This is a genomic window from Methanobrevibacter sp. (genome assembly GCF_045112895.1).
Lineage (GTDB): Archaea > Methanobacteriota > Methanobacteria > Methanobacteriales > Methanobacteriaceae > Methanocatella.
Genome location: NZ_JBGUIH010000046.1, coordinates 1 through 25,203, shown reverse-complemented (window position 1 = coordinate 25,203; position 25,203 = coordinate 1). Strand labels below are relative to the sequence as shown.

The window sequence follows — 25,203 nt, the reverse complement described above, 5'->3', positions numbered from 1 at the left end:
AGTATGTGGTACTCCTGACGAGTTCATTCCAAAAATTGAAGGCTTAGCTGAAATGGGTGTAACTCAATACGTAGCAGGATCCCCTGTTGGTAAAAACGTAGAAGAATCCATTAAATTATTAGGAGACGTAATTGCAAGTTTCTAAACTTGCTTACTTCTTTTCTTTTTTTTATTTTTTCAATAATTTTATACACAACTTATTAACAACTTATTTTTTAACAATACCTTTTAATTATAAAGAAATTATAATAATATAATTATTACATTTATTTGCAGGTATTATAATGGAAATTGAAAATTTGACAAAAGAGATAAGACAAAGAGCTTTCGAGCGAAAAGACCCGAAAACTCCGGAACAGGTCGGGGCAAGTTGGTATAATGATGATTTGACATATGATGGCGTTGCAAAAACACTGTTCATAATCTTGCCGACTCCAGGTTGCGCTTGGGCACTTGGCGATAGTGGAGGATGTACAATGTGCAGCTATGTTTCAGACTGTACCTTGGAACCTATTGACAGCGAGACTATCCTAAGAATATTTCATGACCACCTGTCAAGGCATCCAATAGCTGAAGAGGATAAGATTTCTGTAAAGCTGTTTGCTTCAGGAAGTTTTTTAAATCCTTATGAACTTCCAAAAGATGCACGCGATGAAATATTGAAAACCTTAATTAGCTTGGGCAATGTTACAGAAATCATTGTTGAGTCAAGACCGGAGTATGTAAAAGAAGAATATTTGGATGAGATATTCGAAATTATTGGAGATACCTTATTTGAAGTAAGCATTGGTCTTGAAACATCAAACGACTATACCCGTCTTAAAAAAATCAACAAAGGTTTTACCCGTGATGATTTTGAAAATGCAGTTAAATTAATGCAGAATTTAAAAGAAAATAAAGGGTACAACTTAAAATCAAAAGCTTATATCTTTGTAAAGCCAATTTTGGTTTCTGAAGCTCAGGCAATAGCCGAATCAATTGAAACTGCAAGGTATTGTGATTCAATTGGAGTGAACAGACTTTCATTTTGTCCTGCAACAATACACGGCGGAACCGTGATTGAAAGATTTTGGAGAAAAGGAGCATACCAACCACCATGGATTTGGTCATGCATTGAAATCATCAACACCGTTCGTGATGAGTTGGACATTCCTGCGCTTCTTGACACATCAGGATTCGGTTCAAGACGAGGCCCATACAACTGCAAGAAATGTAATAAAGACTTAAAACATATGATTATAGCTAACAACTTGACTCAAAGCAAGATTGAATATGATTGTGAGTGTAAAAACGAATGGTTAGCTGAGATTAAAAATTCGGATATGAATAGCTCAACTGTTGAGATCAAACATGTCCCATTATATTAATATAACTAGAAATATTAATTATTAATAGGAGGAAATTATGAAAACTAAATTTGTTAGTTTATTGGCCATACTTCTTGGATTAATAATCATCATATTTCCAATAATGGGCGTTATTGGAGTTAGTTCCCTAATTGGATTGTCAGTATTGTTAATGTCTATCTATTTGCTTGTTGTTGGAGTGACCATAATAGATTATAATACAACTGGCGCAATACTTGATTTAATCTTAGGGATTATACTTTTATTATTGAGTATTGGACTGATATTCAATCCGGCATTGCTTGGATTTTTAACTGAAATCACATTATACCTTGCGGGAATAATGTTGATTATCGTTGGTTTGGCATCCCTAATCAACAACCGCACAAGTAGATATGGATTCTACATTGGAATAGCTGGAGTTGTGCTCGGTTTATTGTATATCATTATTGGAACTTATCTTGCAAATCCAATTATTCTCGGTACATTAATCGGAATGTGGTTAGTAATAAGTGGTATTTTAAAATTAATGGATAGATAATCTATCCCCTTCTTTTTTTGGTGTTTATAGTGATTGGAATTAGTGCAGATTTTGACCCCGTGCATAAAGGTCATGAAAAATTAATTAATGAAGCTAGAAGATTGGCTGATGAAGAAAATAAAAAAGTTATCGTGTATCTGAATAAAGGATTCAGTGCTAATCATGCCCCATTTTTCACAAATTTTGAAGCACGCCGTGAAATGGCATTGGCTCTTGGAGCAGATGAAGTTAAGTCTTTTGAAGGACTTCACCATAGACTGGTTTTATCTTATAGTGTTCCAATCAGACTTAAACAGATGATTGATGATGGAGTAACTGACTACATCACATCAGCAAGTATTTCACTTGATGAAATCAAATCAAAAGCCCAAAAATTTATTGATGAAGGAAACTTTGTGGGAATGCCGAAAAGCTACACCAATAGGAATGAGATCAGATGGTATGCAATCAATGAGTTTTTAGGATCTAAAGTGAAATATCATGTTGTTAAAGAATTCAATAAAGAGAAATATTCGGGCAGGTTAATTAGGCAGTCCATCATTGACAATGACCTGGAAATAACAAGCGAAGTCAATAAATTGCTTCCAAAAACCACCGTTGAAATTCTTGAAAGGGAAATCGCCGAAGGCAGAGTTCCCGGCAAGAGAAATTGGAATGACATCTATAAAAAAATGAACACTTATTCCAGAGGGAACCTTGAAAAAATAGCTTATCTTAATGGAAATACCATCAATGAAATAATCAAAAGAAGAGTTTACAGAGACCCCGAATCGATTTGGGCGGTATTTAGAAGATCCGATTACGGCCCGGTCATGACAAGGCTTGCAATAAGTGCAATAGAAATGGAAGTTACAAAAAAAGAAGTTATGGATTTGATGAAAAGCTATGAATCCCAAGGAGTGATTCCTGATAACCAAAAGGTTCAGAGAGTCATTGATAGGGCCTGGTACGTTGCAAGCGAAGGTGAAAAAGGAATATCTGCCCGTGAAGCAAACGACAAATTCAGAAGTAAAAATATCAGTGTCGATGCACCTTTAAGCCTTGAAGCCGGACTAAACTTAACCAAATTTGAAACAAAAATCACCAAAGAAGGTTTGAACACCGATTTATACGTTGATAAAAACGGAAAAATATCTGTGCAGTTTAAAAGTGAAGGTAAAAAGATTAAAACCAATCTAAGAATGCCTGCAGTGGAGGTTACCTATCTTAGATATATCATGGATTCCCATTTTATTCCCGTTACCGGAAGGATAAAAAAAGCTAAAAAAGGGTTTAAAGTTGATGTAACTATTGGCTAAGCTTTTTAAAAGCCGCTTTAACCATTGTCAAATCATTACCCTCAAAATAATTGATTATTTCTTCTAATTCCTCGCTTTTTCTTTTTGAATTATTAAGGGTATTGTTTATTCTTGAAAGTGATTTTTCTCTAAATTCATCGCCTTCAGTTAGCGATAAAATATCAAAAAGTTCATTGCATAGCTTATATTCTTCAGCAATCTGACTGGATTCTATCAGAAGTGCGGACAGTGTCTTGGTATAGCTGCTTCTAAGCAATTTTAAAATAGCCACATCACCAACATTATCGCTGATCTTTCGGGTTTCTATGAATTCATTTAAGAACATCAGCCTATCTGATGATTCTCCTGAAAGATACAGAATTGGATGGGCGGAGTCGATTTTTCCAATTATGGCCCCATCAACAAAATCGTTTACATGTTCTGCAATTTCAAATGTGGTGTCTGGAGAAATATTGTTTAAGTCCAGATAAATCCCCTCAACATATTTTCCATAGTTTTTTGCTACTTCAACAGCACTTTTTGGGGAATTTGCAGAAATTATAACATCCGCCACGCTAGCTACCTCTTCAAAGGTATCGGCAACATCAATTTCTGATTCTCTAATTCTTTCAATTGTTTTTGGAGATCTTCCTTCGGCTGAAGTGATGAATGAAACATCCTCTGATTTTATCAAATTTATGAGATTTTGAGAAACTTTTCCAAACCCTATAAAACCGATAATCATAATATCCCTTATTCATTTTTTAAAAAGAAGCATGTCATGTAGGTTAACACCAATGTCTCTGGAAATTGTATTGCATTTTGCACATAATAAGAAGTAGATATCTTTATTGGATAAGTCAATTTCTGTCAGCCCTTCATAATTTCCCATTCCTTTTGAGATTATGAATTTGTGATTATTGAAAATTTCTCTAAATTCGTCTGAAATCTCACTATCCACATAACCTACCGTTCCGCAGCCAATCTCGACAAGGTCCCCAAACTCATCAAGCCCTGCATCAAGCGCATCAGGCATGCATGCATCATTTAAAATGGGTTCTGATTTAACCGCGATTGTAATGTCAAGCCCATATTCCTTAATTTTGGTCAAAAGTAATTTATCAAATACTATTTCGCCTGTATTGTCTACCAAATACAATACCTTATCATGTGAATTCAATGAATTTTCAAACTCGTCAATATCTTTAACTGTTAAATCTTTTTTTAGGGAACTTTTAATAACGCTTTCAACATCATCATCCAATGTGAATGCTCCGAAATCTAAAATATTTCCAATGATGGCTATCTTTACATGATTCTCTAAACTGTCATCTTCTTCTAGTATCTTCTTGACATCGGGCAAATACTTCAAAGCGATTTCATTTCCCTTAATCTTTTCTTTATGATATGGGTCTCTGCAGCCTGTTTTTTGTTTAATCAGTTTATGCATTGCAGATCCTGTGCTATTGGAATTAGTTCCTAATTGAAAATTATTGCTTAAAAACTGGAAAATATCTTCTATAACTTCCATTTTAAGTTCTTCATCATCAGTAGACAGGTCAAGAGCCTCTTTAGCTTGTCTTAAAAAACATGGCCCGCATTCATAGCTTATCTTCAAGATTAACCACCATATATAATCTGAACTAATTGGATTTCATCATCTTCCTCTATTACTGTGTCTTCAATTACAAGTTCGCCGTTCTGCTTTGACACAATGGTTTGAGCAGACAATTCCAATTCATTGAGTAGATCTCTAATCGTATAATTGTTGTTTGGTATTTCTCTTTTTTCTTCTAAACTTTTATATTTCAATAAAAATGACATGAATATCATAGCCCCAATTCTTCTAAAAATGAACACGCTTTACATAACTCATTGGATGATGGTTCACCGCATCTTATGCATCTTCCATGAGCATAGTCTTTTTTGAATTCATTTTTTAGCACATCTTTAATTTTATCATATCCCCTAAGTGTGGAATACTTGATGGTCGGATGCTTTTCCGTAAGCTGGTTCATAACTTCTGACACTTCGCCCCTGAATGATTGCATCGCATATGGGCAGCTGTCAAAGTGAACTTCCAAATCTTTTGCAACAACATATAAACCTATTTCACGTTCTGGAATTTCACGCAGAGGCTTTATTTTAACCGTGAACTCGTCAGCCTTGGATTCTGTTTTTGCGCCCAACTTAGTTAAGTTATCCGTATTTCCTTCAAGGTAATTCATCATGATTGCCTGAACTTCATCATCCAGATTATGTCCTGTCGCTATCTTTGTTGCACCCATCTCGCGAGCCGCCTTATTGATAATTGTTCTTCTGAACACTCCGCAGTAAGTGCATGACCCCCTATGATTTTCTCTTTGCATTATTTCGTCTAAAGTTATCCCATATTCCTCTTTAAGAGATACAACTCTGTGTTCAATGCCTAACCTTTCAGCATGCCTGATGGCTATATCAACACCATCCTGGCGATAATTGTCGATTCCTTCATCAACAGTCACTGCACAAATGTCAATGACATTCATTTCACGGAAAGTGTTCAATACTTCTAGAGTTGTTACACTATCCTTGCCTCCTGAAAGGGCCACCAGAACCTTATCTCCCTTGTCCAACAACTTTTCTTTCCTTATTGTTTTAATGGCTTTTTTTTCAATTGATTCGATGAAACAATCCTTACATAATAATTGACCTGACTGTTCCCTTTTATAGATTACCTTAGGATTTCCACATTTACTGCATTGCATATTAATACCTACATTTGTTCTACGAAGTGTGCAAGTTGATTTAGGGTATTCACTTCAAATACCTGGGCTCCAGCATCCTTATATAATGAAACGCAACTGTCAACAACATCCCACTTATTTCTATCTTCAGGATTTAGGATTATGACTTTTTTAGCATCTCTCACCATCTCTTCAACAACCTCTACGCTTGCGGGAATTCCGTTTACCTTTGGCCCCGCCCAATCTCTGCAATCAGACAAAATGATTACATAAGATTTATTGCTTATATTGACCATATTTCTGAAGGTTGTAAAAGCCGTGTACATGTCAGAAGTTCCATGAACCATCATATTCTTAACGCGCAAATCCTTGACTTTTACAAATGAATCGATGAGATACTCCTCTTTTAGAGCGTTGGTTGTTTCTATTACCCTAGTGTCAAATTCAAACATTCTTGATCTTTTGAATGCTGTTTGGGCTGAAAACATCAGCATGAAAAACCAGCTGCTGATCCATTCACATGACCCGCTGATGTCGTTTAGAAACAGATGTTCGTTTTTATGGGGTCTTGGCTTTGCCTTTACAAGCTCGAATGGAACTCCACCATATTTCAGGTTTGCCCTAATCGTTCTTCTAATATCAATTTTATGGGAATGGGTTTGAACTTTGCGTCTTGAACGTTTGTTGGCTATTCTTTTTCCTAATCTTTGGCAAATTTCAAGCATTCTAGGGTCAAAACGATTTAATTTGGTCAAATCCCTGTTCATCAATTCGCCATCCCGTTCAAGCTGCTTGACTTCATCCAATAAAGGTTGGCCTGAAAGCATTTTTAATTTTTCATTTTCCAGCTTTTCTTTTCTAATCTTACTGGCCATATTGCTTTGTTTTTTAATTATATACTTATTGGATTTTGGACCTGCTCCCCTATATGCCGTACCCTTATTCAATTCTTTAGGGTCCATTTTAGGGAGCTCAACTTTGAAGACCTCATCAAAAACCTTATTGAACTTAGGAATGTCGTACCTGTCTTTAACATACACAGCCATTAAAGCAGTTTTAAGGAGATCCCTATCCTCAATTCCCAAATCCATATATATTTGCACAGCAGCCTGAGTGCTTCTTATACTTACGGGCAATCCTTTTTCTCGAAGCTTTGAAGATAAGGTGGCAATCTTACTAATCATGTCTATCTTTTATCAAAAATGTCTTTTATCACTCTTTTTTTGTCGCTTTCGGTTTTGATGGCAACACCAATACTGTCCTGTAAAGACTGATCCATATCCTTAGTTCCCAAATCGGTGACAGAACGAACCCAATCTACAGTCCCTCTAACGGATGGCTTTTTCATTAGATTAAGGTTGCGTATCTGATGAACCAATTTGACAACATATGAAATGGTTTCATCGCTGGCTTCAGGTATCTTGGATTTTACAATTTCAATTTCACGTTCGATAGTCGGATAAGGGATGTACAAAAACAGGCACCTGTCCTTTGTCTCATCAAGAAGTGACCTTTGCGAATTAGATGTCAAAATAACGATTAAATCATTTTGCAGTTGGAATGTGCCCAAATCATTGATTGTTATTTCCTGTTCGCCTAAAGCCTGGAGCAAAAAGCTTTCCACTTCCTCATCAGCTTTGTCAATTTCATCAATTAATAAAACAGAATTATTTTCGTTTAGAAATGCATTGAGCAATGGCCTTCTTATGAAAAATTCTTCATCAAAGATTTTATCTTCCTTATTGGAGTCATTTCTTGCCGCTTCCAAGTGAAGAAGCTGTTTTTGATAGTTCCATTCCCCAACGATTTGTTCGAATGTGATTCCCTCATAACATTGAATCCTAAAAAAGTCTCTGCCATAAGTTTTTGCAACAACCTTGGCAAGTTCTGTTTTTCCAACACCCGGCGGTCCTTCAATGAGCATTGGTTTTCCAAGCAGAAAGGATAAATAGAGGGTTGTTGAAATTTCTTTATTTGAAACATAACTTGCATCCAAAAGACTTTTATCGATATCTTTAATAGTAATATTTTCAACTTGCAATTTAAGACCTTCACAAAAAATTGTTATAAAGTAAGATTTATTCTAAATTTATATTAAATGTTATGTAACTATTTAAGTATTATAATTATTATATATTATAATAATGATTAGGGAGGTAAAGTATGAAAGCTGAAAATGCTATCATAATTGCACTATTAATATTAATTTGTGGAGCCGCAGCAGTTGCTTACATTGTTACTGAAAGTGGGGTTTCATTTAATAAGCAAGAGGATAACCTTAATATGAGTGTGAACTTAACTAACAACACGCCGGAAACTATTGACTTTCCCGATGAAGTGACAGGTGACGATTCAAGTTCAAGTTACGACTCCGGATCTTCATATTCAAGTTCCAGCGGTGGAGGATATAGTAGCAGTAGTAGCAGTAGTAGCAGTAACAGTTACTATAGTTCAGATGATTCAAGTTCATCAAGTTCAAGTGACAGTAGTCAATCAACCGATTCTGAACCTGATTCTTCAGCAAGTCAATCTGAACAATCATCTGAAGCAGGACAATCTGAAGGTTCACCCGAAATTGATTTTCCTTAAACCTAATTTTTAAACTCGTCAGGATTTTTGAACAAATCAAAATCCTGAATATACTCTTTTCCGGTAATCATTGCAATTTCTGCCTTTTGCAGTTCGGAACCTAAATATGCTGCATGCTCCATTCTTGTGACTAATTTTTCTGTGATGATTTCCTCATAAATCTCTTGAGCAGAATGGCCCACAAATACAACATCCGCCTTATTTTTCCTAAAATGAGTAGCAGTGATTCTGCTGTCTTTTACAGTAGTTCCATAATCAACATTAATTTTAAAGCTGCCTGCCTTATCCCTGATGAATTTCATAGGCTTTTTTTGTTTTACTTCAGGAACACCATCCAATTCGTTTAGAATAATATCATTTCTTTTATGCTTATCCTTAAATACAACTAATTTGATTCCCAAATCTTTTGGAATGGATTTTCTGTGTTTTGCAAGAAACATCATTTTGGATGCTGTAGCCAATTCGTAAACACTGCCCCTAGTCTTTCCACTTTCTTCAGGAGTGAATAATATGCTTACACCAAGCTCCATACCTATTCCGGCCAGCAACACATTGACTCCACCGGAATCGGCATCCATCAACTCAGTGACATTGCCTACACCGAAAAACATTGGGGCAGGATTTTCCTTATGAAAATCATGGCATGCAATAATTGATTCGACAATGCTTGAGCTGTTTACTGGATCTAAAATTAAATCTGCAACATACCTTAAACCTTCAGTATCTTTTATAAGTTGATGCATTGCCTCAACCCTTTCAGCTGGAGATTTTGGAGATTTCCCCTGTGAAAAATTTGTTGGAAGCAATACGGCTGGAATATCCTTTTCCTTTAATATTTCCTTTACTTCAGAATTATTACCTAAATCCAGGCTTAGAACAAAATCGATTCCGTTTTCTGCTGCAACTTTGATTTCATTTGGATTTAATGTATCGATACTTAAAGGCCTATCTCCAACGATAGGGCGCAGGGTTTCTATCAATTCGGGAATCTTATCTGAGAAATCCTCACCGGCAGCCATACCGATATCAATCATGTCTGCTCCAGAATCAACAAAATATTGGCATTTGTTAATCAATGCTTCCTTTGATAAAAATGGAGCGTTTGCAATCTCAGACAGAACTCTCATTGGAAAATCTTCGCCTACAGGAAGATTTCTAATCAAGATGTTATTTGGCTTTTTGAGAAGTTTTTCAATGTTTTGCCTATCGTTTTCAAATTCTTCAATGAATCTGAACGCTTCCTTTCGTTTTTCCTCTTCAATCAGTCTATCGGCAGGAGTGTCTTCAGACAAGTCAACACTTCCAATCAGATTAAGAACCATTGCAAGGTCTGCACCATCAGTGGATCCTTTAAATGTCGGAATCCCCAGTTCCTTTGTAATCTCTTTTGTTCCCTTTTTAATCAAACCCGGAACTAGAATCATGTCGATTTCATCCAATTGATCTGAAAAGCAGGTCTTGACTTCTTTAATGATTTGCCTAGGGGTTAAAAATGCAGCAACTTGGGTATTGTCTGCAATATGTACAATAATCTCTTCTTTTGATTTTGAAACAACCTCTTTAATTAAAGGATATGCCAACTCCCCAGTGATAATTAAGATTTTCATAATAACATCTCAACGAATTCTCACATTATATATTAATTATTAATATCTATTAATATTATCTTTTAGGAATTAATAATTTCATAACTCCAAATATTTTTTAAAAACATCTTAAAAATGTATAGAAAAGAAATAAAATTATTAAAAAGAGTTATAAAAAAATTAACAAAAAATAAATGATAAAGACAAGATAATTTAAACAAATTTATCCAAAAACAAAAAATTAACATAAAATTTATATATTTTGTAATTTATAATGATTATACATGATAAATATATGGAGGAAAAATTAATGATTGAAATTCGTTTTCATGGTAGAGGAGGCCAAGGAGCTGTAACTGCTGCTGAAATTCTAGCAAAAGCAGCATTCAAAGACGGCAAATACTCCCAAGCTTTTCCATTCTTTGGAGTAGAACGTAGAGGAGCTCCAGTCATGGCTTTTACAAGAATTGATGATAAGCCAATCGATTTAAGATATCAAGTATATAATCCGGACTACGTATTAGTATTAGATGACGGATTATTAAATGTAGTAGATGTGTTTTCAGGAATCAAAGACAATACTGAAGTAATTATTAACACTGAAGACTTTGAAGGCAGTGGTGCACATGAAGTCCACAGTATTGATGCAACTGGAATTGCATTAGACATGTTAGGCCGTAACATTGTAAATACTATTATTTTAGGATATTTTGCTAAGAAGACCCAAGAAGTAAGTATCGACTCAATTTTAGAAGTGATTAAGGAAACATTCCCTGGAAAAGTTGGGGACCTAAATGTGGAAGCTACTAAAAAAGCTTATGAAATGGGATAAAAAGGGTGAGATTATGGTAAGTATAGGATGTGTAATTAAAAACCCAGGCAATAGTAGAAACAATAAAACTGGAAGCTGGAGAACATTCAAACCGATTTTAGACAAGGAGAAATGTATTGATTGTGATAATTGTATTATCTTCTGTCCAGATTCAAGTGTAAACAAACAACATGATATTGATTACGATTACTGTAAAGGATGCGGAATTTGTGCAAACGAATGTCCTTCCGACGCAATCGAAATGGTAAAAGAATAAAGAGAGTGATTAAATGACAAAAGAAATAATGACCTCAAATAAAGCAGTTGCAGAAGCTGTAAGATTAGCTAAACCGCAAGTTATTCCTGTTTATCCAATTACTCCACAAACTACAATATCAGAATACTTGGCTCAATATGTCGCTGATGAAAAAATTGATGCCAAATATGTCAAAGTAGAATCAGAACACAGCGCAATAAGTGCTTCTGTCGGAGCCAGTGGTGCCGGAGTAAGAGTATTTACAGCAACATCTTCACAAGGATTAATGTTAATGCACGAAATCTTGTTTGCAGCGGCAGGTATGAGAGTGCCTATCGTTTTGGCAGATGCAAACAGAGCAATTTCCGCACCATTAAATATTTGGAACGACCAACAGGACTCAATCGTTCAAAGAGATGCAGGTTGGTTGCAAATTTATGTTGAAAATGCGCAAGAAGCATTGGATACAACATTAATGGCATACAAAGTTTCAGAAAATCCTGATGTGTTGCTTCCATCAATGGTATGTTTAGATGGATTCATTTTGACCCACACAGTAGAACCTGTAGAAGTTCCAGATCAAGAAAGTGTAGACAAGTTCTTACCTCCATATGTTCCAGAACATGCATTCCTTGATCCTAAACAGCCAATGTCCATAGGTAACTTTGCTGACCCACAATACTATACTGAAGCAAGGCACGATATGGATGTTGCAATGGAAAAATCAAAAGAAGTAATTCAAAAAACCTGTGATGAATTTGCTGAAATCTTCGGAAGGAAATATGGTCTTGTTGAACCATACAAAACCGAAGATGCTGAAATCATTTTCGTTGCAATGGGATCACTTTGCAGTACCATTAGAGTGATAGTTGACCAATTAAGAGATAAAGGTGAAAAAGTAGGTTTACTTAAAATCAGAGCTTACAGGCCATTCCCTACTGAAGCAATCAACGAAGCGGTCAAAAACTGTGAAAAAATTGCCGTTATTGATAAAAACTTCTCAATTGGAATTGGCGGAGCACTTTATGCAGACATGAAAATTAAAATCGATAAAGAAATCTACGGATTTATTGCCGGTTTAGGTGGAAGAGACATCACCCCTGACTACATCATAGAAGCATACGAAAAAACCAAAGTACCAGAAAAAGATGTCACCTGGATTGGACTTAGGGAGGAATAGATATGGATATACCTGATAAAGATTTATTAGCACCGGGACACAGAGGTTGTGCTGGTTGTGGAGCATCCATTGCTGTAAAATTAGCTCTTAATACTTTAGGAGAAAACACTGTAGCTATTTCTGCTACCGGTTGTCTTGAAGTTATGACTACACCATACCCAGAATCTTCATGGGAAGTCCCATTTATACACGTTGCATTTGAAAACTCCGGAGCTGTAGCATCCGGTGTGGAAAGTGCATTAAGAATTCAAGGAAAAGATGATGTTAATGTAGTTGCTTTCGGTGGTGACGGAGGAACCGTAGATATTGGTTTGCAATCATTATCTGGAGCTATGGAAAGAGGACACAACATGCTTTACATCTGTTACGACAACGAAGCATACATGAATACCGGTATCCAAAGAAGTGGAGCCACCCCATACGGTGCAAGCACTACCACTTCACCAAGCGGAGTTGCCAGCTTCGGAGAAGACAAACCTAAAAAGAACATGCCGATGATTATGGCCGCACACGGAATTCCATATGTGGCTACTGCATCAATCGCATTTCCTGAAGATTATGTTAACAAAGTCAAAAAAGCAGCTGAAACCAAAGGACCTGCTTACATACACTTGCAACAGCCATGTACAACTGGTTGGGGATATCCTTCTGAAAAAACTATCGAAATGGGTAGATTAGCTGTTGAAACTGGATCTTGGATTTTATATGAAATCGTTGATGGCAAATTTGAGATTACTTACAGGCCAGAAGAAAGAAAACCTGTTAAAGAATACTTAGCACCACAAAAAAGATTCAAACACTTAGACGAAGAGCACATTGAAAAAATACAAAAATATGTTGACGCAGAGTGTAAAGAACTAGGATTATAGGAGGAATACAATGGAAAGTATTGTTGTAAACAACAATTTATGTGACGGATGTCTCAATTGTGAAAACATGTGCGCATCAGTCCATAAATCTAGTAGAATAAAAATAATAGAACATGATTCTTCCTTTTATTCCATTGTATGTCAACATTGTGAAAGCGCACCATGTATAAAAATCTGTCCAACTGATGCTATTACCGATGACGGAGTCAATACCGAAAAATGTATCGGTTGCGGATTATGCGTAATGGTCTGTCCATTCGGTGCAATGACTTTCCAATCAAAAGTTGCTGAAAAATGTGACCTCTGTGCTGACAGAGAAGAAGGACCTGCATGTATAAAAGCATGTACTAAAAGAGCCATTACAGTTGCTGATCCTGAAAAAATCAGGCGTAAAAATCAGGAAAAATATCTTGCTAAAATGGCAGGATTATATGAACCTGCTGCCGGCAGCGGTGGCTTTGTCCATGTTATAACAAGTCAAGCAAGAGCAAGACTTGTTTTAGATGAATAATAAAGAATTATGTATAAATCAGGACCCTGTACGGAATGTACAACCTGTGGAAGTTGTCAACAAACACCAAATGTTGACACTCCTATTTTATTTTGTATGCATTGCCAACCATCAGATGCGCCATGTTTAAAAGCCTGCAGCGAAAATGCCATCGAAGTTTTGGGCGGAGCCATAACCATCAACAATGAAAAATGCACCAAATGCAGGGATTGCGTTGAAGTTTGCCCGATTGATATAATCAAAATATAAATATTTCAAAATCCAAAAATATGATTAATTAATTTTTATAAGGGTTTTATTTTGATTACTAAAGATACTGTTAAAGATGCTGTTTATGAACTTTACAAGCAAGCCGTTATTGTTCTCGGCGATGATGTAAAAAAAGCGCTTGAAGATGCTTTAAAAATAGAAGAACATGACCTTGCCAGGTTAAATATTGAAGCCATCTTGAAAAATATTGAACTTGCAGAAGAAAAAGGCATTCCGATGTGTCAAGATACAGGTCTGCCCGTTGTTTTTGTCAAATTGGGCAATGTTGAAGTGGAAGATTTGCGTGGAGGAATCGAAGAGGGAATCGAAAAAGCAACAAAAGAAGTTCCGATTAGGCCCAATATCGTCGATCCCCTAACACGTGAAAATACTAACATCAATGTTGGAGATTATATTCCTCCAATCGATATAGAGCTAATTGATGAAGATTACATAGAGATAACCATTTTACCAAAGGGATTCGGTTCCGAAAACAACAATGCGCTAAAGATGGCACTTCCTGCTGAAGGTATTGAAGGCATTAAGGAATTTGTCGTCGAATCCGTGCTAAAGGCAAAAGGAAAGCCATGCCCGCCAACGGTTGTGGGAGTTGGAATTGGTGGAACCTCTGATTTATGCTTAAAGCTTGGCAAAAAAGCGCTGCTTGGAAAAGTAGGCGAGCGAAACCCTGACCCTGAAATAGCTAAACTTGAAGAAGAGATACTGGAAGAGATTAATGCTTCAGGAATCGGGCCGATGGGACTTGGCGGGAAAACCACTGCTTTAGATGTGAAAATCCTAAAAGCTCATACTCACACTGCAGGCCTTCCGATTGGTGTTTGCATCCAATGCTGGGCGGATAGGCATGCGACAACAAAAATATATGATGATTAGATTATTTTTAATCTAATTCAACTTCTTTTTTTATCTGAATGTTCTAGGGGTTGTAGGTCTTGGGATATTATCATGAAACTCAATAGCAACATCCATCATTTCAACGGAAATATCACCCATCCTTTTAAAAGCCTTAATAACTCTAAACAAATAAATAAAATAATTTGAACGCTCTTTTTCATCGAAAGAACTTTCAGCCATCTGTTCTGCAATCAAGTTAATGGATTTTGCTTGAAGAATATGGATAGTTTCCTCCAATTCACTTAAATCATCCTTCAGTTCCGTTTTCCCTTCTATAAATGCTTTCATTGATAAAGGAATCATGTTTTGAGCGGTTTTGTACATCTTTTTTAGATTTTTCATGACCTGCTCATCAATCTCATAAACATCATTAATAACAAATTTTGCAATATGGCCGCAATAATCACCAATTCTTTCCAAATCATATGCAATTTCATTATAGAGAAGAGATTTGGAGAATTCGGAATGATAATCCATACTGACAATAGTTTCAACAGAAGTCCTTATCTTTTCAACCATATTGTTAGTGGCGAAATCCATTTCCAAAGCCTTTTTAGCCTTTTCCTCATCGTATTCCAAAACCGCATCGAATGATGCCTCGAGCTGCAAGTGGACATGCCTTGCCATATTTGCCAACATATCATTAACGATGACATTGCCTTTAGTATTTTTAGGACTTGAATAATCGCTTAAAGACTGTGCAATAGATTCATAACTTTTTAAATCAATGGTATATGCTCGTTTTACAGTGCCTTCCTTAACAAGAGGTTGCAATAATTGATTAACATATCTGCGAGTTATTCCTAACTTTTCGGCGATTTCATCTTGAGTTGAAGGATTCTCATACAGAATGATATCCAGGATTTCCCTTAATGTCTTGTCTTTTTTGCTCATTCTATCACTATTTCTTATAATCATCCAATAAATCATTGGATTCAAATTGGATATCCCCAGATGATTGATTAATTCCAGGTTCCTGATCAATATGATTTTTAAATGTTACTTCGTAGTCTTTCTCAATAACATTTCTAGATTTATGATTATCTGATTTTGAATCAATCTTTTGTGAATGATTGACTTTATTGTCCTTTGCATTATCGGCATTTTCCTTATCAATATTGCGTTTAATCATTTTAAACTCGTTTTCAGATTGCCTTGCAGAAATCAGAATGTTGCATATTACCAGCAACAGCAATATAAGGGCAACAACAGCTATCGGAAAATCGAAATTAACGAATACCGCATCATAGATGTCTGTAATCTTGTTTGGAACATCCACAAAGCCACGTGCCAAAAATACCAAACCAACAAAAGCGATTATTGTACCATTTGACTTTTTGACAATTTCCGGTTTTATGACTATAGGATAAACGCTCATGACTATCAAAGCCAAACCTAACAGTTTATATAGGTTATTATCCGTAAACTGCTGGAGGGACAAATAAACATTCAAGAATGTGTAAGGCAACATCCCCCATTCAGATAACAAAGCCAAAATTAAAAGAAACTGAATCAAAGCTATTACAACAAGAGGAAATACGTATGCAATTTCCCATTCAAAATCAGTACTAAATGTTGCCTGCCCTACAGGCTTTTCTAATGCTTCAGTAAGCATATTATAAAGAACAGATGAAATTACTGAACCTATAATTGTACCGGCGACTCCCATAACGGAAGTTAATATCGCAACGAATGCTGAAATGAAACCGACCAATACAATTTTTTTATAGTTCATAATTCACCTTAAAAAACATGATTCAGAATAAAATATTAAAAAATAGCTTAAAAAGCCTTAGGGGGGATTCGAACCCCCGACTTCCACCTTACCAAGGTGGCGCTCTACCACCTGAGCCACTAAGGCACAATCAAGAATTAATAAATTAAGCAAAAGTTAAAATAGTGCAAGGGAAGGGATTCGAACCCTCGAAGGCCTATGCCAAAGGATCTTAAGTCCTTCCCCTTTGGCCGCTCGGGCACCCTTGCATACAATAATGATATTATATCTACATAGTATTTAAATGTTACCTTTTTTTGAAATAATTTCAAAAAATATTAAAAAGCACAAATTAATATTGGTTGACAAATTATTTAAATATTAAGATAATACATAAATATACTTATATTAACATTGTTTTTAAAATTAATTGAAACTGGTGGATTAATTGAAAGTAGATATGGAAGAATGTGGCGTTTGTGAAGATTGCATAGATGTTTGTATGGAAGAGGCTATCGAAAGGAGAGCTTATACAATTATTATTGACAATACCAAATGCGATAACTGTGGTGAATGTGTTGATGTTTGCCCTGTTGGTGCAATCTATGAAGATTAAGGTTTGACTATGAAGAAATTTACAATCATTGACTATTTGATTATACTATTGGTAATATGTGCCATTGCCTTTGCATTTATTCATATTGCTAGTGATGATTCATCCAGCATACAAAAAACCGCATTTGATGCATCTACAATTAATAAAATCCCTAGTACTTATTCTGATTATTATAAAGACGGATATGTTGTAAAAGCTACTGTCGATGGTTACAATTCAAGTACCGGTGAAGAGATTACTCTTGACGGGATAGTGAAATGGGTTGATGACGATAACGGCAGAAACGTCAAAGTGCTAATAGATTCCGACAAGACCTATCTGGCAGGGTTATACAAGGACGTTCCGAATGCGGACATCTACATAAATACCATTTCTCTTGAAAGCGACGGAAGCAAATACGATAATCTGGTTGAATTTACAATCATTCCCCAAAAGATTACTTCATTGAATGATTTATGTGAAAATCTGACCGATTGCGACTGCGAGATTTCCACAACAATATCCCTTGATTCGCTTGATGCCAGCAAACTTCAAGAAATCAGCAATAAGATTAACTCACAGGACAAAAGGTTATCCATAAAAAGTTCAGATTCATCACAGAATAATCAAATCGAACTTAACAAAGCAACTATTCAAAATATTAATGATGCCAGCCCGATTTTAGGAAACATTAATGGAATAACAGATGAAATTACAATAAGAGTCTATAATTGTAGCGACAGCCAACTTGAGCATATCAAAAGCAATTATGACATTGCAAACATTAGAAATTTTTAAGTTGTGTAACCCATGAGCGTTATCTATTCCACTTTAACAGCGATTATAAATAGGGTAAGTGATGAATTTCACGAATCATTTCTATTCACAGCAATCTTTTCTGTTTTATCGTTTATTGAAGACAAATGGGTGAACAGCTATTTTAAAAGTTTATATCCTAATGAAAACTTCTTAAGCTTCTTAAATAAAAACGAAATATTAAAAAATCAGTTGTTCCATCCGTTAATTGTACTTTTTTTATTTTCACTGTTTCTGATACTGTCAATAAATCCCCCATCCACTAGCTTGGTCATTACACTGATTATCGGATTTGTTGCATTCTTTATTGGATCTGCCGTTTTGCCAAGATATTTCTTAAACAATGGCTCTGAAAATATATTGCTCTTCAAAAAAAAGGACATATACTCAATCGGCTTTTGTCTGATGCTGGTAAGCATCGCATTTTTCTTCATAAGCGTTGCTTCTGTTGGAGGGATACCTCTCATAAAGCCATCAATCAGATATTTGCTGAAGCCTGCTTTTACAATGCCTGTTTTCTTGATAATACCTGGAACCTGCCTAATTGCCAGCGCTTATCTAAAAGATTTTCAGGACGGGGAGATTACCCGCTCACAGGCAAGATTCAGATTCCTATTTCTTTTGCTAATCGATTGTGCATTCCTGTTGCTTTTGGGTTATAGGACACCCCTACTTGCAGCGTTTCTCATCATAATCATCATAGGATTCTATGGAAACATCGTTTCTCTATGGGAAGTAGTGGTTGGCGCATTAATCGGCGTAGGTGCAATCATAGGAATCGGGTATTTCAGATCCCTGGGCGAGATGGCAATCACCTCTTCAACTAATCCATTCTATACGCTACAATCAAGAGCTGATTTTACTTTGCATGTGTTAAATCTGCTTGATTTCATTGGTGGAAACTTTGGAGTTACCCATGGCCAACTTCTAGCCAGTTCCATTCCGGGAAGTGATTTGGGCCCTAGGATGATGGTTGGAAAACTTATTGCCTGGAGAACTGAAGTAACTGTCACACCAACATTAATTGGTCAGATGGTAGCTGATTTCGGCAAGGCAGGTGTCTTCGTCGAGATGTTGATTTTGGGATTTACATTAGGCATTGGGTTTAAACTAATGCAGAAAACTAAAAATTTCTTTTATATTGGAATTTACTCCCTGATTATAACATACTCCATTTTAGGTGTTGAAACTGGAATTTTAGATATTCAGGTTTTATTATACTTTACAATAGCCATTTTAATCTATTTAATCGACCTTGTTAAAGTAGAATATTAAACTCTTTTTAATGAAAAAAGTATTACTGAAATCCAAAAATAATACTAATTTGTATTACTTTAATAACCTTTATATATATTAATTTTTCAAAAATACTAATGTCAAGATATAAACGGGTTTATTAACCATTTTATTAATAAAACTCCCAATTTACTTGATATTATTTAGAAAAAATAAAGAAATAATACTTTTGAAGTAATACTAAGTTACAATTAAATGTAATGAAGGTATTACTTTTATGGAAAATGGAGGAATTGAATTGCATATACCTGACGGATTTATACCTATTTCACAGTGCCTCATATACTATGTAATTTTAATTGTTGCATTGTACTTCGCTGTAAAATGGGCAAAATCTAACTTAGATGAAAAACGTATACCTCTTTTAGCCGTCCTTGCTGCAGGTATCTTCGCAATCATGTCCATGAACATGCCGATTCCATTCGGTACCAGTGGACACATGGTTGGAGGAGCATTAGTAGCAATTGTATTCCTTGCTCCTGAAGCTGCTGTTATAGTATTCACTGTTGTTTTACTTATCCAAGCATTGATCTTCGGGGACGGAGGAATTACTGCATTAGGTGCTAATGTATTGAACATGGCAATCATTGGAGGATTCGTAGGTTTATACACCTTTAAATATTTAAAAGGAATTATTGGAAAATACCCTGCTGCTGGAATAGGAGCATGGTTAGCTACAGTACTTGCAGCTCTTGCATGTGCTATCGAAATGGCAATCGCTGGAACATTCCCAGCAAACGTAGGTATTCCATCAATGGTCTTATACCACTTCTTCATTGGAATTATCGAAGCTGTATTAACAGTCATTGTTCTTATGGCATTAGATAAGTTTAGACCAGATTTACTTGCATGGAATAACGAAACCGAAGGAGATGCATAGAATGGATAAAAAAGATACTTATTTAATTGTTGTTGCAGTCGTCATTTGTATCATTATAAGTTGTCTTTCACCATATATTGCATCTGGTGACCCAGACGGACTTGAAAAATCAGCTGAAGATTCCGGACTCCCTGAAGACTTCTCAATCGAAGAAATTAATGGCATCCCTGATGCTATCTTCCCAGATTATGCATTTGCTGATAATCCTGACAGCCAACCATTACAAATTGTAGCGCTGGTAATAGGTGCAATTGTAACCTTGGCTGTAGCACTTGGAGTTGCATACGTTGTTAAAAAGTAGAAATTAATCTATAATTTCTATTTTTTCCTTTTTTTAAAAGAATATTTTTTTGAATAGAAATGGCAGATATAACACAAATAATAAGATTCGATGATTTAGCATCAAAAGACAGCCCGATTCATAACTTAGAAGGGCGAATAAAACTAATTTTTACACTGCTCATAATTCTTACATGTGTTATCTCACAACAGATTTTCATACCAATAATGCTTGAGATAGTGTTATTGATAATCCTTAAAATAGCTAACTTATCATATTGGGATTCGGCAAAAAGACTATTGATGCTGCTGCCATTCGGTGGAGCCGTCATCATATTCCAACCATTTATACAGCCAGGAAACATAATATGGAGTTATTCCTGGATACACATTACTGATGGAGGTCTGAATTGGGCAATACTACTGATTGTCCGTATGATTGTTTGTTTGACTGCAATCATCATATACTCATCAACTACACCTCTGCAAGAGATGGCCAGTTCATTTAGAAAGCTGAAAATGCCAAGAGATCTTGCAATGATTCTTTCCATTATGGTTAGGTTTTTATTCTTGTTTGTTGATGAACTTGCAGCCATTCGCAAATCCCAAAAATCAAGGAACTTCACCATTCATGGAAATAATACCCCTTACAAATGGAGAGTCAAGCAGGTCGGTTATACAATTGGTATGATGTTCTTAAAGGCATATGAACAAGGAGAAAGAGTTCATAAGAGTATGGTGAGTCGTGGATTTTCTGATACATCGGAAATGTTTGATGAAAAGCGATCACCTGAGAGAAGCGATTATATATTTATTATTACAATCATAATTATCATTATTATCCTGGAAATCATTGTATTCAAATACAGTGGTCAATTAGGTTACTTTGGTCAAAATTTATCAATTAATTAGGTGGCAAAAATGGAAAAAATACATTTAGAGACAAAAAATTTATCTTTTACCTATCCGGATGGAACCAAAGCTTTGAAAAATGTAAATATCCAAATCAAGAAAGGTGAAAAAATAGCTATTATGGGACCTAACGGTGCCGGTAAATCAACATTGTTTTCACATTTCAATGGTTTGACAGAGCCTACATCAGGACATGTTGAAGTAGACGGTGAAAAGATAATTTTTGAACGCGAAGAGCTACTTAAAGTAAGACAGAAAGTAGGAATCGTATTCCAAGACCCTAATGACCAGTTATTTGCCCCAACAGTTAAGGAAGATGTTGCATTCGGACCTATGAACTTGGGTCTTGAATACGATGAAGTCAAAAAAAGAATCACCGAATCATTGGAAATGGTCGGCATGAGCGGATTTGAAGATAAAACCCCTCACCACTTGAGTGGAGGCCAACAAAAGAGGGTTGCCATTGCAGGCATTATTGCAATGCGACCAGAAATAATGATTCTTGATGAACCTACAGCCGGTCTTGACCCTGAAGGTGTCGAAAAGGTATTGAATATCCTAAATAACCTTAATGAAGATGGAATGAGCATCGTAATCTCTTCACACGATATTGACATGGTAAATCATTTCGCCGATAAGATATTCGTGCTTTATAATGGTGAAATAATTGCTCAAGGCGACAAGCATCAAATATTTTCAGACACAGAATTGTTAGAAAAAGCTCATTTAAAAGCACCGATTACAACCGAAATACTATATAAATTAAAAGAAAATGGATTAGATGTTGATACTGAAAAAATTACTGTTGATGAAACAGTAGAAGAGATATTGAAAGCAAAAAAAGATTAATTTGCTGATTTTTTTCTAAGTTTATCTTTTAGTTTAGTGATAAACTCAAATTCCTGATCCAGTTCTGGAGAGTTAGCGAAACCACAGTTCGGACAGTGAATGCTATTGCAACCGTGTTTTCCACAACTAGAACATCCTCGGTTTTCCAATTGAGTTTCATCAAATTCAAAGCCACACATCCTGCATTTCATAATATAACACCGTTAATAAAAATAGTTTCAAAAAAAATAATGAAAAGATTGAAGTTATTCCACTTCAATGTTTTCAGCTTCTTCCTTACGAAGACAAACATCGTATCCTTTTACAGACATTTCAATAGGATCTCCTAAAGTAGCTACTTTTTTAATAGTAATTTTTGCTCCTTTAACAAAACCCATACCTAACAAATGTCTTCTTAAGTCAACATCACCAGTATCGTGATATTTTACTAAAGTTACAGTTTCCCCAGGCTTTGCATCTTTTAAGGTTTTCATGTTATCACCAATTATAATTTTAAAAAGAATAAATTTTTAGGTGCACTAAAAATTCCTTGAATTATATTTTATCATATCAAGTATATAAATATTTAGTTATGACTAAAAATTTAAAAAAATTAAAAAAAAATGAAAATTAGATATGACTAATCTTCATCGTTTTTTGGAATTTTAACACCTTTAATTCCACTTCTACTACGCATTTACTCACCTATCCAAATCCGGCTAATAAACCAACATTGTAAATTAAGAATGAAACAATATATGCAGTCACTAAAGTGATAGCACACATGGTTAATGCCCATCTGTAACTGTTGGTTTCCTGTTTGATGGCACCAATTGCAGCGAAACATGGAGTGTATAATAATGTAAATGCCATAAATGAAAATGCAGATAATGGAGTAAAAGTATCATGCACCAAACTAGTAATTCCTTCTTCGTCATCCTCTTCCATACCTGCTAAGGTACCGAAGGTTGCAACTACAACTTCCTTAGCCGCCAATCCTGCAATAATAGCTACAGCAGCTTGCCAAGTTCCAAATCCTAATGGTGCAAAAATAGGTGCAATAACTGAACCGATCATACCCAATATACTGTCGGCAGATCCGTATTCAACGCCTAATGGGAAGATGCTTAATGCCCATAAAACAATTGAACAGGCAAGGATAATAGTACCTGCTTTTCTTAAGAATCCTTTTACTTTTTCCCAGGTGTGTAACAATACACCTTTTAATGATGGCACCTTATAAGTCGGCAATTCCATAACGAATGGAGTGGATAATCCTTTAAATAAAGTTCTCTTAAGGATAGCTGCAACAATAAGTGCCACAACAATACCTAATAAATAAATTGCCAACAGAACAGTACCTTGATTTTCAGCGAAGAATGCTGCAATGAATATAGCATAAATCGGTAACCTTGCAGTACAAGACATAAATGGAACAAGCATCATAGCAAGCATACGGTCCCCTTCGTTTTCCATAGTTCTTGTTGCCATAATAGCAGGCACACCACAACCAAATCCTAAAATCATAGGAATGAATGCTTTACCGTGAAGACCAACAATCTTGTGCATGATTTTATCTAATGTAAATGCAGCTCTTGCCAAATAACCACAATCTTCTAAGATACTTAAGAATAAGAACATCAGAATAATGATTGGTAAGAAAGTAAGAACACCACCTACTCCACCGATGATACCGTCACAGATGAAGGAAGATAAGTATTCATTTGCAATAAATCCTGCAATAAATTCGCCTAAAGCGCCAAATGCCTCATCAATCATATCTTGGAAAGGAGCACCAATTGTGAATGTTAATTGGAACATTACCCACATGATTACGATGAATATAAATGGAGCTAAAAGCCTGTTAGTTACAATTTTATCAATTTTATCAGTAGTAGTTTCTTTTTCAACATCCGGCTTTTTAACAGCTTCCGCCATTAAACCGTCGATAAATGCATATCTTGCATTTGCAATAACTTCCTCAGGACCTTCTTTGTAAACATCATATAAATGTTTGCTTACCTTATCAGATTCAACCATGATTTGAGATCCATAAGAGGAATGCTGAACTTTATCTATAACAATAGTGTCTTTTTCTAATAATTTCACAGCAGTCCAAACTGAAGGAACATCCAATAAGTTATTATCTTTTTCTATGACCTCTTGAATTTCAGATAAATGACCTTTGATATCATTACTGTAAGATAATTTTTCACTAGTGTCTATCGGATTTGCGGCCGCTTTTTCAACGGCAGTCAATAATTCTTCAAAGCCTTCTTTTGTTTTTGCATTAATTTCCACAATTGGAAACCCTAAAAGCTCTTCCATTAATTTAATATCAATGATGTGATCTTTTTTCTTTGCAAAATCGTTCATGTTTAAACCCATTACTAAATTTGCACCAAGTTCCATCATTTGAACTGTTAAATACAAATTACGTTCTAAATTAGCAGCATCAACTATATTAATGATTACATCAGAGTCGGCATCTACAATGAAATCTCTTGAAACGATTTCCTCCATAGAATGGGCACTCAATGCATAATTACCTGGTAAGTCAATAACATCATATTCATAGTTACCATGCTTGAAATGACCCTCTGCTCTTTCAACAGTTTTTCCCGGCCAATTACCTACATGTTGGCGCATACCAGTTAATTGATTGAATACAGTTGTTTTACCCACATTAGGGTTTCCTGCTAATCCTACAATCAATTTTGTCATTAACCATTCTCCCTTTTTATTAAATTCAATGAATAATATCTTTTCTTAAAAATATTATTCTATACTAAAAAAATTATTTTTAGTTTAAGTTTTTCCAAAAGTTAGGTTAACCTAAACATAATACTTTATTTGATTTTATCCTATTTAAATATTTAGGCATGCCAAACAAAATGTTTATATAGTATTAATAACAATTGTTATATAAAAAGACTCATTTTTTGTGAAAATGTCATGGTAAAAATTTAGGTATGCCTAAATTTTTAGAAACATTTATATACTATGACAACAAACTTTAATACAAGT

Annotated in this window: 30 protein-coding genes, 2 tRNA genes and 1 pseudogene; 19 read left to right on the top strand and 14 right to left on the bottom strand. The window is 35.3% G+C overall.

All coding sequences use genetic code 11. The features are described from left to right. The 4 genes and pseudogenes from ACJMLD_RS08415 to ACJMLD_RS08400 form a co-directional block, all read left to right on the top strand. Positions 1–145, top strand: a pseudogene (locus tag ACJMLD_RS08415) (5,10-methylenetetrahydromethanopterin reductase); the annotation flags it as partial. Positions 146–284: 139 nt separating this feature from the next. After that, positions 285–1,367, top strand: coding sequence for an archaeosine biosynthesis radical SAM protein RaSEA (locus tag ACJMLD_RS08410; RefSeq protein ID WP_405270455.1), 1,083 nt, complete (start codon positions 285–287; stop codon positions 1,365–1,367). Between the two features lie 37 nt (positions 1,368–1,404). Beyond that, positions 1,405–1,887: a DUF308 domain-containing protein gene (locus tag ACJMLD_RS08405; protein ID WP_405270453.1), complete on the top strand. Its 483-nt coding sequence runs from the start codon at positions 1,405–1,407 to the stop codon at positions 1,885–1,887. A 29-nt stretch (positions 1,888–1,916) separates the two neighbouring features. Beyond that, positions 1,917–3,185, top strand: a complete 1,269-nt coding sequence (locus ACJMLD_RS08400; protein WP_405270451.1) for an adenylyltransferase/cytidyltransferase family protein — start codon at positions 1,917–1,919, stop codon at positions 3,183–3,185. Here the strand turns inward: ACJMLD_RS08400 and ACJMLD_RS08395 are convergent. The 6 genes from ACJMLD_RS08395 to ACJMLD_RS08370 are packed head-to-tail and all read right to left on the bottom strand — an operon-like array spanning position 3,175 to position 7,931. Then, positions 3,175–3,909, bottom strand: coding sequence for an NAD(P)-binding domain-containing protein (locus tag ACJMLD_RS08395; protein ID WP_405270449.1), 735 nt, complete (start codon positions 3,907–3,909; stop codon positions 3,175–3,177). The two genes, ACJMLD_RS08400 and ACJMLD_RS08395, sit on opposite strands and share 11 nt — an antisense overlap. Before the next feature lie 12 nt (positions 3,910–3,921). Beyond that, entirely contained in the window at positions 3,922–4,782 is an 861-nt protein-coding gene (locus ACJMLD_RS08390; RefSeq protein ID WP_405270447.1) for a damage-control phosphatase ARMT1 family protein, read from the bottom strand. Positions 4,783–4,784: 2 nt separating this feature from the next. Beyond that, complete coding sequence (locus ACJMLD_RS08385) at positions 4,785–4,988, bottom strand: MoaD/ThiS family protein (RefSeq protein ID WP_405270445.1); 204 nt, start codon at positions 4,986–4,988, stop codon at positions 4,785–4,787. Positions 4,989–4,993: 5 nt separating this feature from the next. After that, complete coding sequence (locus ACJMLD_RS08380) at positions 4,994–5,911, bottom strand: TIGR00269 family protein (RefSeq protein ID WP_405270443.1); 918 nt, start codon at positions 5,909–5,911, stop codon at positions 4,994–4,996. Positions 5,912–5,919: 8 nt separating this feature from the next. Next, positions 5,920–7,074 carry a vWA domain-containing protein gene (locus ACJMLD_RS08375; RefSeq protein ID WP_405270441.1) on the bottom strand — a complete coding sequence of 385 codons (1,155 nt, stop codon included), beginning with the start codon at positions 7,072–7,074 and terminating at the stop codon, positions 5,920–5,922. Between the two features lie 2 nt (positions 7,075–7,076). Then, on the bottom strand, positions 7,077–7,931 hold the full coding sequence (locus ACJMLD_RS08370; RefSeq protein WP_405270439.1) for an AAA family ATPase: 855 nt from the start codon (positions 7,929–7,931) through the stop codon (positions 7,077–7,079). 122 nt (positions 7,932–8,053) lie between these two features. Here ACJMLD_RS08370 and ACJMLD_RS08365 point away from each other — a divergent pair, with 122 nt between their 5' ends. Continuing rightward, on the top strand, positions 8,054–8,479 hold the full coding sequence (locus tag ACJMLD_RS08365) for a hypothetical protein (RefSeq protein WP_405270437.1): 426 nt from the start codon (positions 8,054–8,056) through the stop codon (positions 8,477–8,479). A gap of 2 nt (positions 8,480–8,481) precedes the next feature. Here the strand turns inward: ACJMLD_RS08365 and ACJMLD_RS08360 are convergent, their stop codons facing one another. Beyond that, complete coding sequence (locus ACJMLD_RS08360; RefSeq protein ID WP_405270435.1) at positions 8,482–10,086, bottom strand: dihydropteroate synthase-like protein; 1,605 nt, start codon at positions 10,084–10,086, stop codon at positions 8,482–8,484. Positions 10,087–10,375: 289 nt separating this feature from the next. Here ACJMLD_RS08360 and ACJMLD_RS08355 point away from each other — a divergent pair, with 289 nt between their 5' ends. Genes ACJMLD_RS08355 through ACJMLD_RS08325 form a run of 7 tightly spaced genes read left to right on the top strand, consistent with a single transcriptional unit; the run spans position 10,376 to position 14,835 of the window. Next, positions 10,376–10,897 (top strand): pyruvate ferredoxin oxidoreductase subunit gamma, encoded by a 522-nt coding sequence (locus tag ACJMLD_RS08355; protein ID WP_405270433.1) that lies wholly within the window; start codon positions 10,376–10,378, stop codon positions 10,895–10,897. A 13-nt stretch (positions 10,898–10,910) separates the two neighbouring features. Continuing rightward, positions 10,911–11,153 (top strand): pyruvate synthase subunit PorD, encoded by a 243-nt coding sequence (gene porD, locus ACJMLD_RS08350; RefSeq protein WP_405270431.1) that lies wholly within the window; start codon positions 10,911–10,913, stop codon positions 11,151–11,153. Positions 11,154–11,166: 13 nt separating this feature from the next. Then, positions 11,167–12,312 (top strand): pyruvate synthase subunit PorA, encoded by a 1,146-nt coding sequence (porA, locus tag ACJMLD_RS08345; protein ID WP_405270429.1) that lies wholly within the window; start codon positions 11,167–11,169, stop codon positions 12,310–12,312. A 2-nt stretch (positions 12,313–12,314) separates the two neighbouring features. Beyond that, positions 12,315–13,181 carry a pyruvate synthase subunit PorB gene (porB, locus tag ACJMLD_RS08340; RefSeq protein ID WP_405270427.1) on the top strand — a complete coding sequence of 289 codons (867 nt, stop codon included), beginning with the start codon at positions 12,315–12,317 and terminating at the stop codon, positions 13,179–13,181. A 10-nt stretch (positions 13,182–13,191) separates the two neighbouring features. After that, entirely contained in the window at positions 13,192–13,692 is a 501-nt protein-coding gene (locus ACJMLD_RS08335; protein WP_405270425.1) for a 4Fe-4S dicluster domain-containing protein, read from the top strand. 9 nt (positions 13,693–13,701) lie between these two features. Continuing rightward, positions 13,702–13,941 (top strand): 4Fe-4S dicluster domain-containing protein, encoded by a 240-nt coding sequence (locus ACJMLD_RS08330; RefSeq protein WP_405270423.1) that lies wholly within the window; start codon positions 13,702–13,704, stop codon positions 13,939–13,941. A gap of 51 nt (positions 13,942–13,992) precedes the next feature. Continuing rightward, the gene (locus tag ACJMLD_RS08325) at positions 13,993–14,835 is read left to right on the top strand and encodes a fumarate hydratase (RefSeq protein WP_405270421.1); all 843 of its coding nucleotides are present in this window, start codon (positions 13,993–13,995) and stop codon (positions 14,833–14,835) included. A gap of 30 nt (positions 14,836–14,865) precedes the next feature. On the opposite strand, the gene ACJMLD_RS08320 is transcribed toward ACJMLD_RS08325, so the two are convergent. From ACJMLD_RS08320 to ACJMLD_RS08305, 4 genes are all read right to left on the bottom strand, one after another. After that, positions 14,866–15,750: a PhoU domain-containing protein gene (locus tag ACJMLD_RS08320; protein WP_405270419.1), complete on the bottom strand. Its 885-nt coding sequence runs from the start codon at positions 15,748–15,750 to the stop codon at positions 14,866–14,868. A gap of 7 nt (positions 15,751–15,757) precedes the next feature. After that, entirely contained in the window at positions 15,758–16,591 is an 834-nt protein-coding gene (locus ACJMLD_RS08315; RefSeq protein WP_405270417.1) for a hypothetical protein, read from the bottom strand. Positions 16,592–16,644: 53 nt separating this feature from the next. Beyond that, a tRNA-Thr gene (locus ACJMLD_RS08310) sits at positions 16,645–16,717 on the bottom strand. A 39-nt stretch (positions 16,718–16,756) separates the two neighbouring features. Continuing rightward, positions 16,757–16,839: transfer RNA gene (locus tag ACJMLD_RS08305), tRNA-Leu, on the bottom strand. Positions 16,840–17,018: 179 nt separating this feature from the next. Between ACJMLD_RS08305 and ACJMLD_RS08300 the strand changes: the two genes are divergently transcribed. From ACJMLD_RS08300 to ACJMLD_RS08270, 7 genes are all read left to right on the top strand, one after another. Next, a complete protein-coding gene (locus ACJMLD_RS08300) occupies positions 17,019–17,186 on the top strand; it encodes a 4Fe-4S binding protein (RefSeq protein WP_292752580.1) in 168 nt (55 codons plus the stop codon). Positions 17,187–17,195: 9 nt separating this feature from the next. After that, positions 17,196–17,963: an adhesin gene (locus tag ACJMLD_RS08295; RefSeq protein ID WP_405270415.1), complete on the top strand. Its 768-nt coding sequence runs from the start codon at positions 17,196–17,198 to the stop codon at positions 17,961–17,963. A gap of 12 nt (positions 17,964–17,975) precedes the next feature. Beyond that, positions 17,976–19,256, top strand: a complete 1,281-nt coding sequence (locus ACJMLD_RS08290) for an oligosaccharide repeat unit polymerase family protein (RefSeq protein WP_405270413.1) — start codon at positions 17,976–17,978, stop codon at positions 19,254–19,256. 259 nt (positions 19,257–19,515) lie between these two features. Beyond that, on the top strand, positions 19,516–20,157 hold the full coding sequence (cbiM, locus tag ACJMLD_RS08285) for a cobalt transporter CbiM (protein ID WP_405270457.1): 642 nt from the start codon (positions 19,516–19,518) through the stop codon (positions 20,155–20,157). 1 nt (position 20,158) lies between these two features. Next, a complete protein-coding gene (locus ACJMLD_RS08280) occupies positions 20,159–20,458 on the top strand; it encodes a PDGLE domain-containing protein (RefSeq protein WP_405270411.1) in 300 nt (99 codons plus the stop codon). Between the two features lie 59 nt (positions 20,459–20,517). Next, positions 20,518–21,348 (top strand): cobalt ECF transporter T component CbiQ, encoded by an 831-nt coding sequence (cbiQ, locus tag ACJMLD_RS08275; protein WP_405270408.1) that lies wholly within the window; start codon positions 20,518–20,520, stop codon positions 21,346–21,348. Between the two features lie 9 nt (positions 21,349–21,357). Then, complete coding sequence (locus ACJMLD_RS08270; protein WP_405270406.1) at positions 21,358–22,197, top strand: ATP-binding cassette domain-containing protein; 840 nt, start codon at positions 21,358–21,360, stop codon at positions 22,195–22,197. Here ACJMLD_RS08270 and ACJMLD_RS08265 read toward each other — a convergent pair. The 3 genes from ACJMLD_RS08265 to feoB form a co-directional block, all read right to left on the bottom strand. Then, the gene (locus ACJMLD_RS08265; RefSeq protein ID WP_405270404.1) at positions 22,194–22,388 is read right to left on the bottom strand and encodes a hypothetical protein; all 195 of its coding nucleotides are present in this window, start codon (positions 22,386–22,388) and stop codon (positions 22,194–22,196) included. The genes ACJMLD_RS08270 and ACJMLD_RS08265 overlap by 4 nt on opposite strands. 54 nt (positions 22,389–22,442) lie before the next feature. Next, a complete protein-coding gene (locus ACJMLD_RS08260) occupies positions 22,443–22,670 on the bottom strand; it encodes a ferrous iron transport protein A (RefSeq protein WP_405270402.1) in 228 nt (75 codons plus the stop codon). Between the two features lie 211 nt (positions 22,671–22,881). Further along, positions 22,882–24,900, bottom strand: coding sequence for a ferrous iron transport protein B (gene feoB / locus ACJMLD_RS08255; RefSeq protein WP_405270400.1), 2,019 nt, complete (start codon positions 24,898–24,900; stop codon positions 22,882–22,884). Positions 24,901–25,203 lie beyond the last annotated feature (303 nt).

Coding starts and splice junctions, on each gene's coding strand:
- ACJMLD_RS08410 (WP_405270455.1), top strand. CDS start 285: ATGGAAATTGAAAATTTGACAAAAGAGATAAGACAAAGAGCTTTCGAG.
- ACJMLD_RS08405 (WP_405270453.1), top strand. CDS start 1,405: ATGAAAACTAAATTTGTTAGTTTATTGGCCATACTTCTTGGATTAATA.
- ACJMLD_RS08395 (WP_405270449.1), bottom strand. CDS start 3,909: ATGATTATCGGTTTTATAGGGTTTGGAAAAGTTTCTCAAAATCTCATA.
- ACJMLD_RS08385 (WP_405270445.1), bottom strand. CDS start 4,988: ATGTCATTTTTATTGAAATATAAAAGTTTAGAAGAAAAAAGAGAAATA.
- ACJMLD_RS08380 (WP_405270443.1), bottom strand. CDS start 5,911: ATGCAATGCAGTAAATGTGGAAATCCTAAGGTAATCTATAAAAGGGAA.
- ACJMLD_RS08375 (WP_405270441.1), bottom strand. CDS start 7,074: ATGATTAGTAAGATTGCCACCTTATCTTCAAAGCTTCGAGAAAAAGGA.
- ACJMLD_RS08365 (WP_405270437.1), top strand. CDS start 8,054: ATGAAAGCTGAAAATGCTATCATAATTGCACTATTAATATTAATTTGT.
- ACJMLD_RS08360 (WP_405270435.1), bottom strand. CDS start 10,086: ATGAAAATCTTAATTATCACTGGGGAGTTGGCATATCCTTTAATTAAA.
- ACJMLD_RS08355 (WP_405270433.1), top strand. CDS start 10,376: ATGATTGAAATTCGTTTTCATGGTAGAGGAGGCCAAGGAGCTGTAACT.
- porD (WP_405270431.1), top strand. CDS start 10,911: ATGGTAAGTATAGGATGTGTAATTAAAAACCCAGGCAATAGTAGAAAC.
- porA (WP_405270429.1), top strand. CDS start 11,167: ATGACAAAAGAAATAATGACCTCAAATAAAGCAGTTGCAGAAGCTGTA.
- porB (WP_405270427.1), top strand. CDS start 12,315: ATGGATATACCTGATAAAGATTTATTAGCACCGGGACACAGAGGTTGT.
- ACJMLD_RS08335 (WP_405270425.1), top strand. CDS start 13,192: ATGGAAAGTATTGTTGTAAACAACAATTTATGTGACGGATGTCTCAAT.
- ACJMLD_RS08330 (WP_405270423.1), top strand. CDS start 13,702: ATGTATAAATCAGGACCCTGTACGGAATGTACAACCTGTGGAAGTTGT.
- ACJMLD_RS08320 (WP_405270419.1), bottom strand. CDS start 15,750: ATGAGCAAAAAAGACAAGACATTAAGGGAAATCCTGGATATCATTCTG.
- ACJMLD_RS08315 (WP_405270417.1), bottom strand. CDS start 16,591: ATGAACTATAAAAAAATTGTATTGGTCGGTTTCATTTCAGCATTCGTT.
- ACJMLD_RS08295 (WP_405270415.1), top strand. CDS start 17,196: ATGAAGAAATTTACAATCATTGACTATTTGATTATACTATTGGTAATA.
- ACJMLD_RS08290 (WP_405270413.1), top strand. CDS start 17,976: ATGAGCGTTATCTATTCCACTTTAACAGCGATTATAAATAGGGTAAGT.
- ACJMLD_RS08280 (WP_405270411.1), top strand. CDS start 20,159: ATGGATAAAAAAGATACTTATTTAATTGTTGTTGCAGTCGTCATTTGT.
- cbiQ (WP_405270408.1), top strand. CDS start 20,518: ATGGCAGATATAACACAAATAATAAGATTCGATGATTTAGCATCAAAA.
- ACJMLD_RS08270 (WP_405270406.1), top strand. CDS start 21,358: ATGGAAAAAATACATTTAGAGACAAAAAATTTATCTTTTACCTATCCG.
- ACJMLD_RS08265 (WP_405270404.1), bottom strand. CDS start 22,388: ATGAAATGCAGGATGTGTGGCTTTGAATTTGATGAAACTCAATTGGAA.
- ACJMLD_RS08260 (WP_405270402.1), bottom strand. CDS start 22,670: ATGAAAACCTTAAAAGATGCAAAGCCTGGGGAAACTGTAACTTTAGTA.
- feoB (WP_405270400.1), bottom strand. CDS start 24,900: ATGACAAAATTGATTGTAGGATTAGCAGGAAACCCTAATGTGGGTAAA.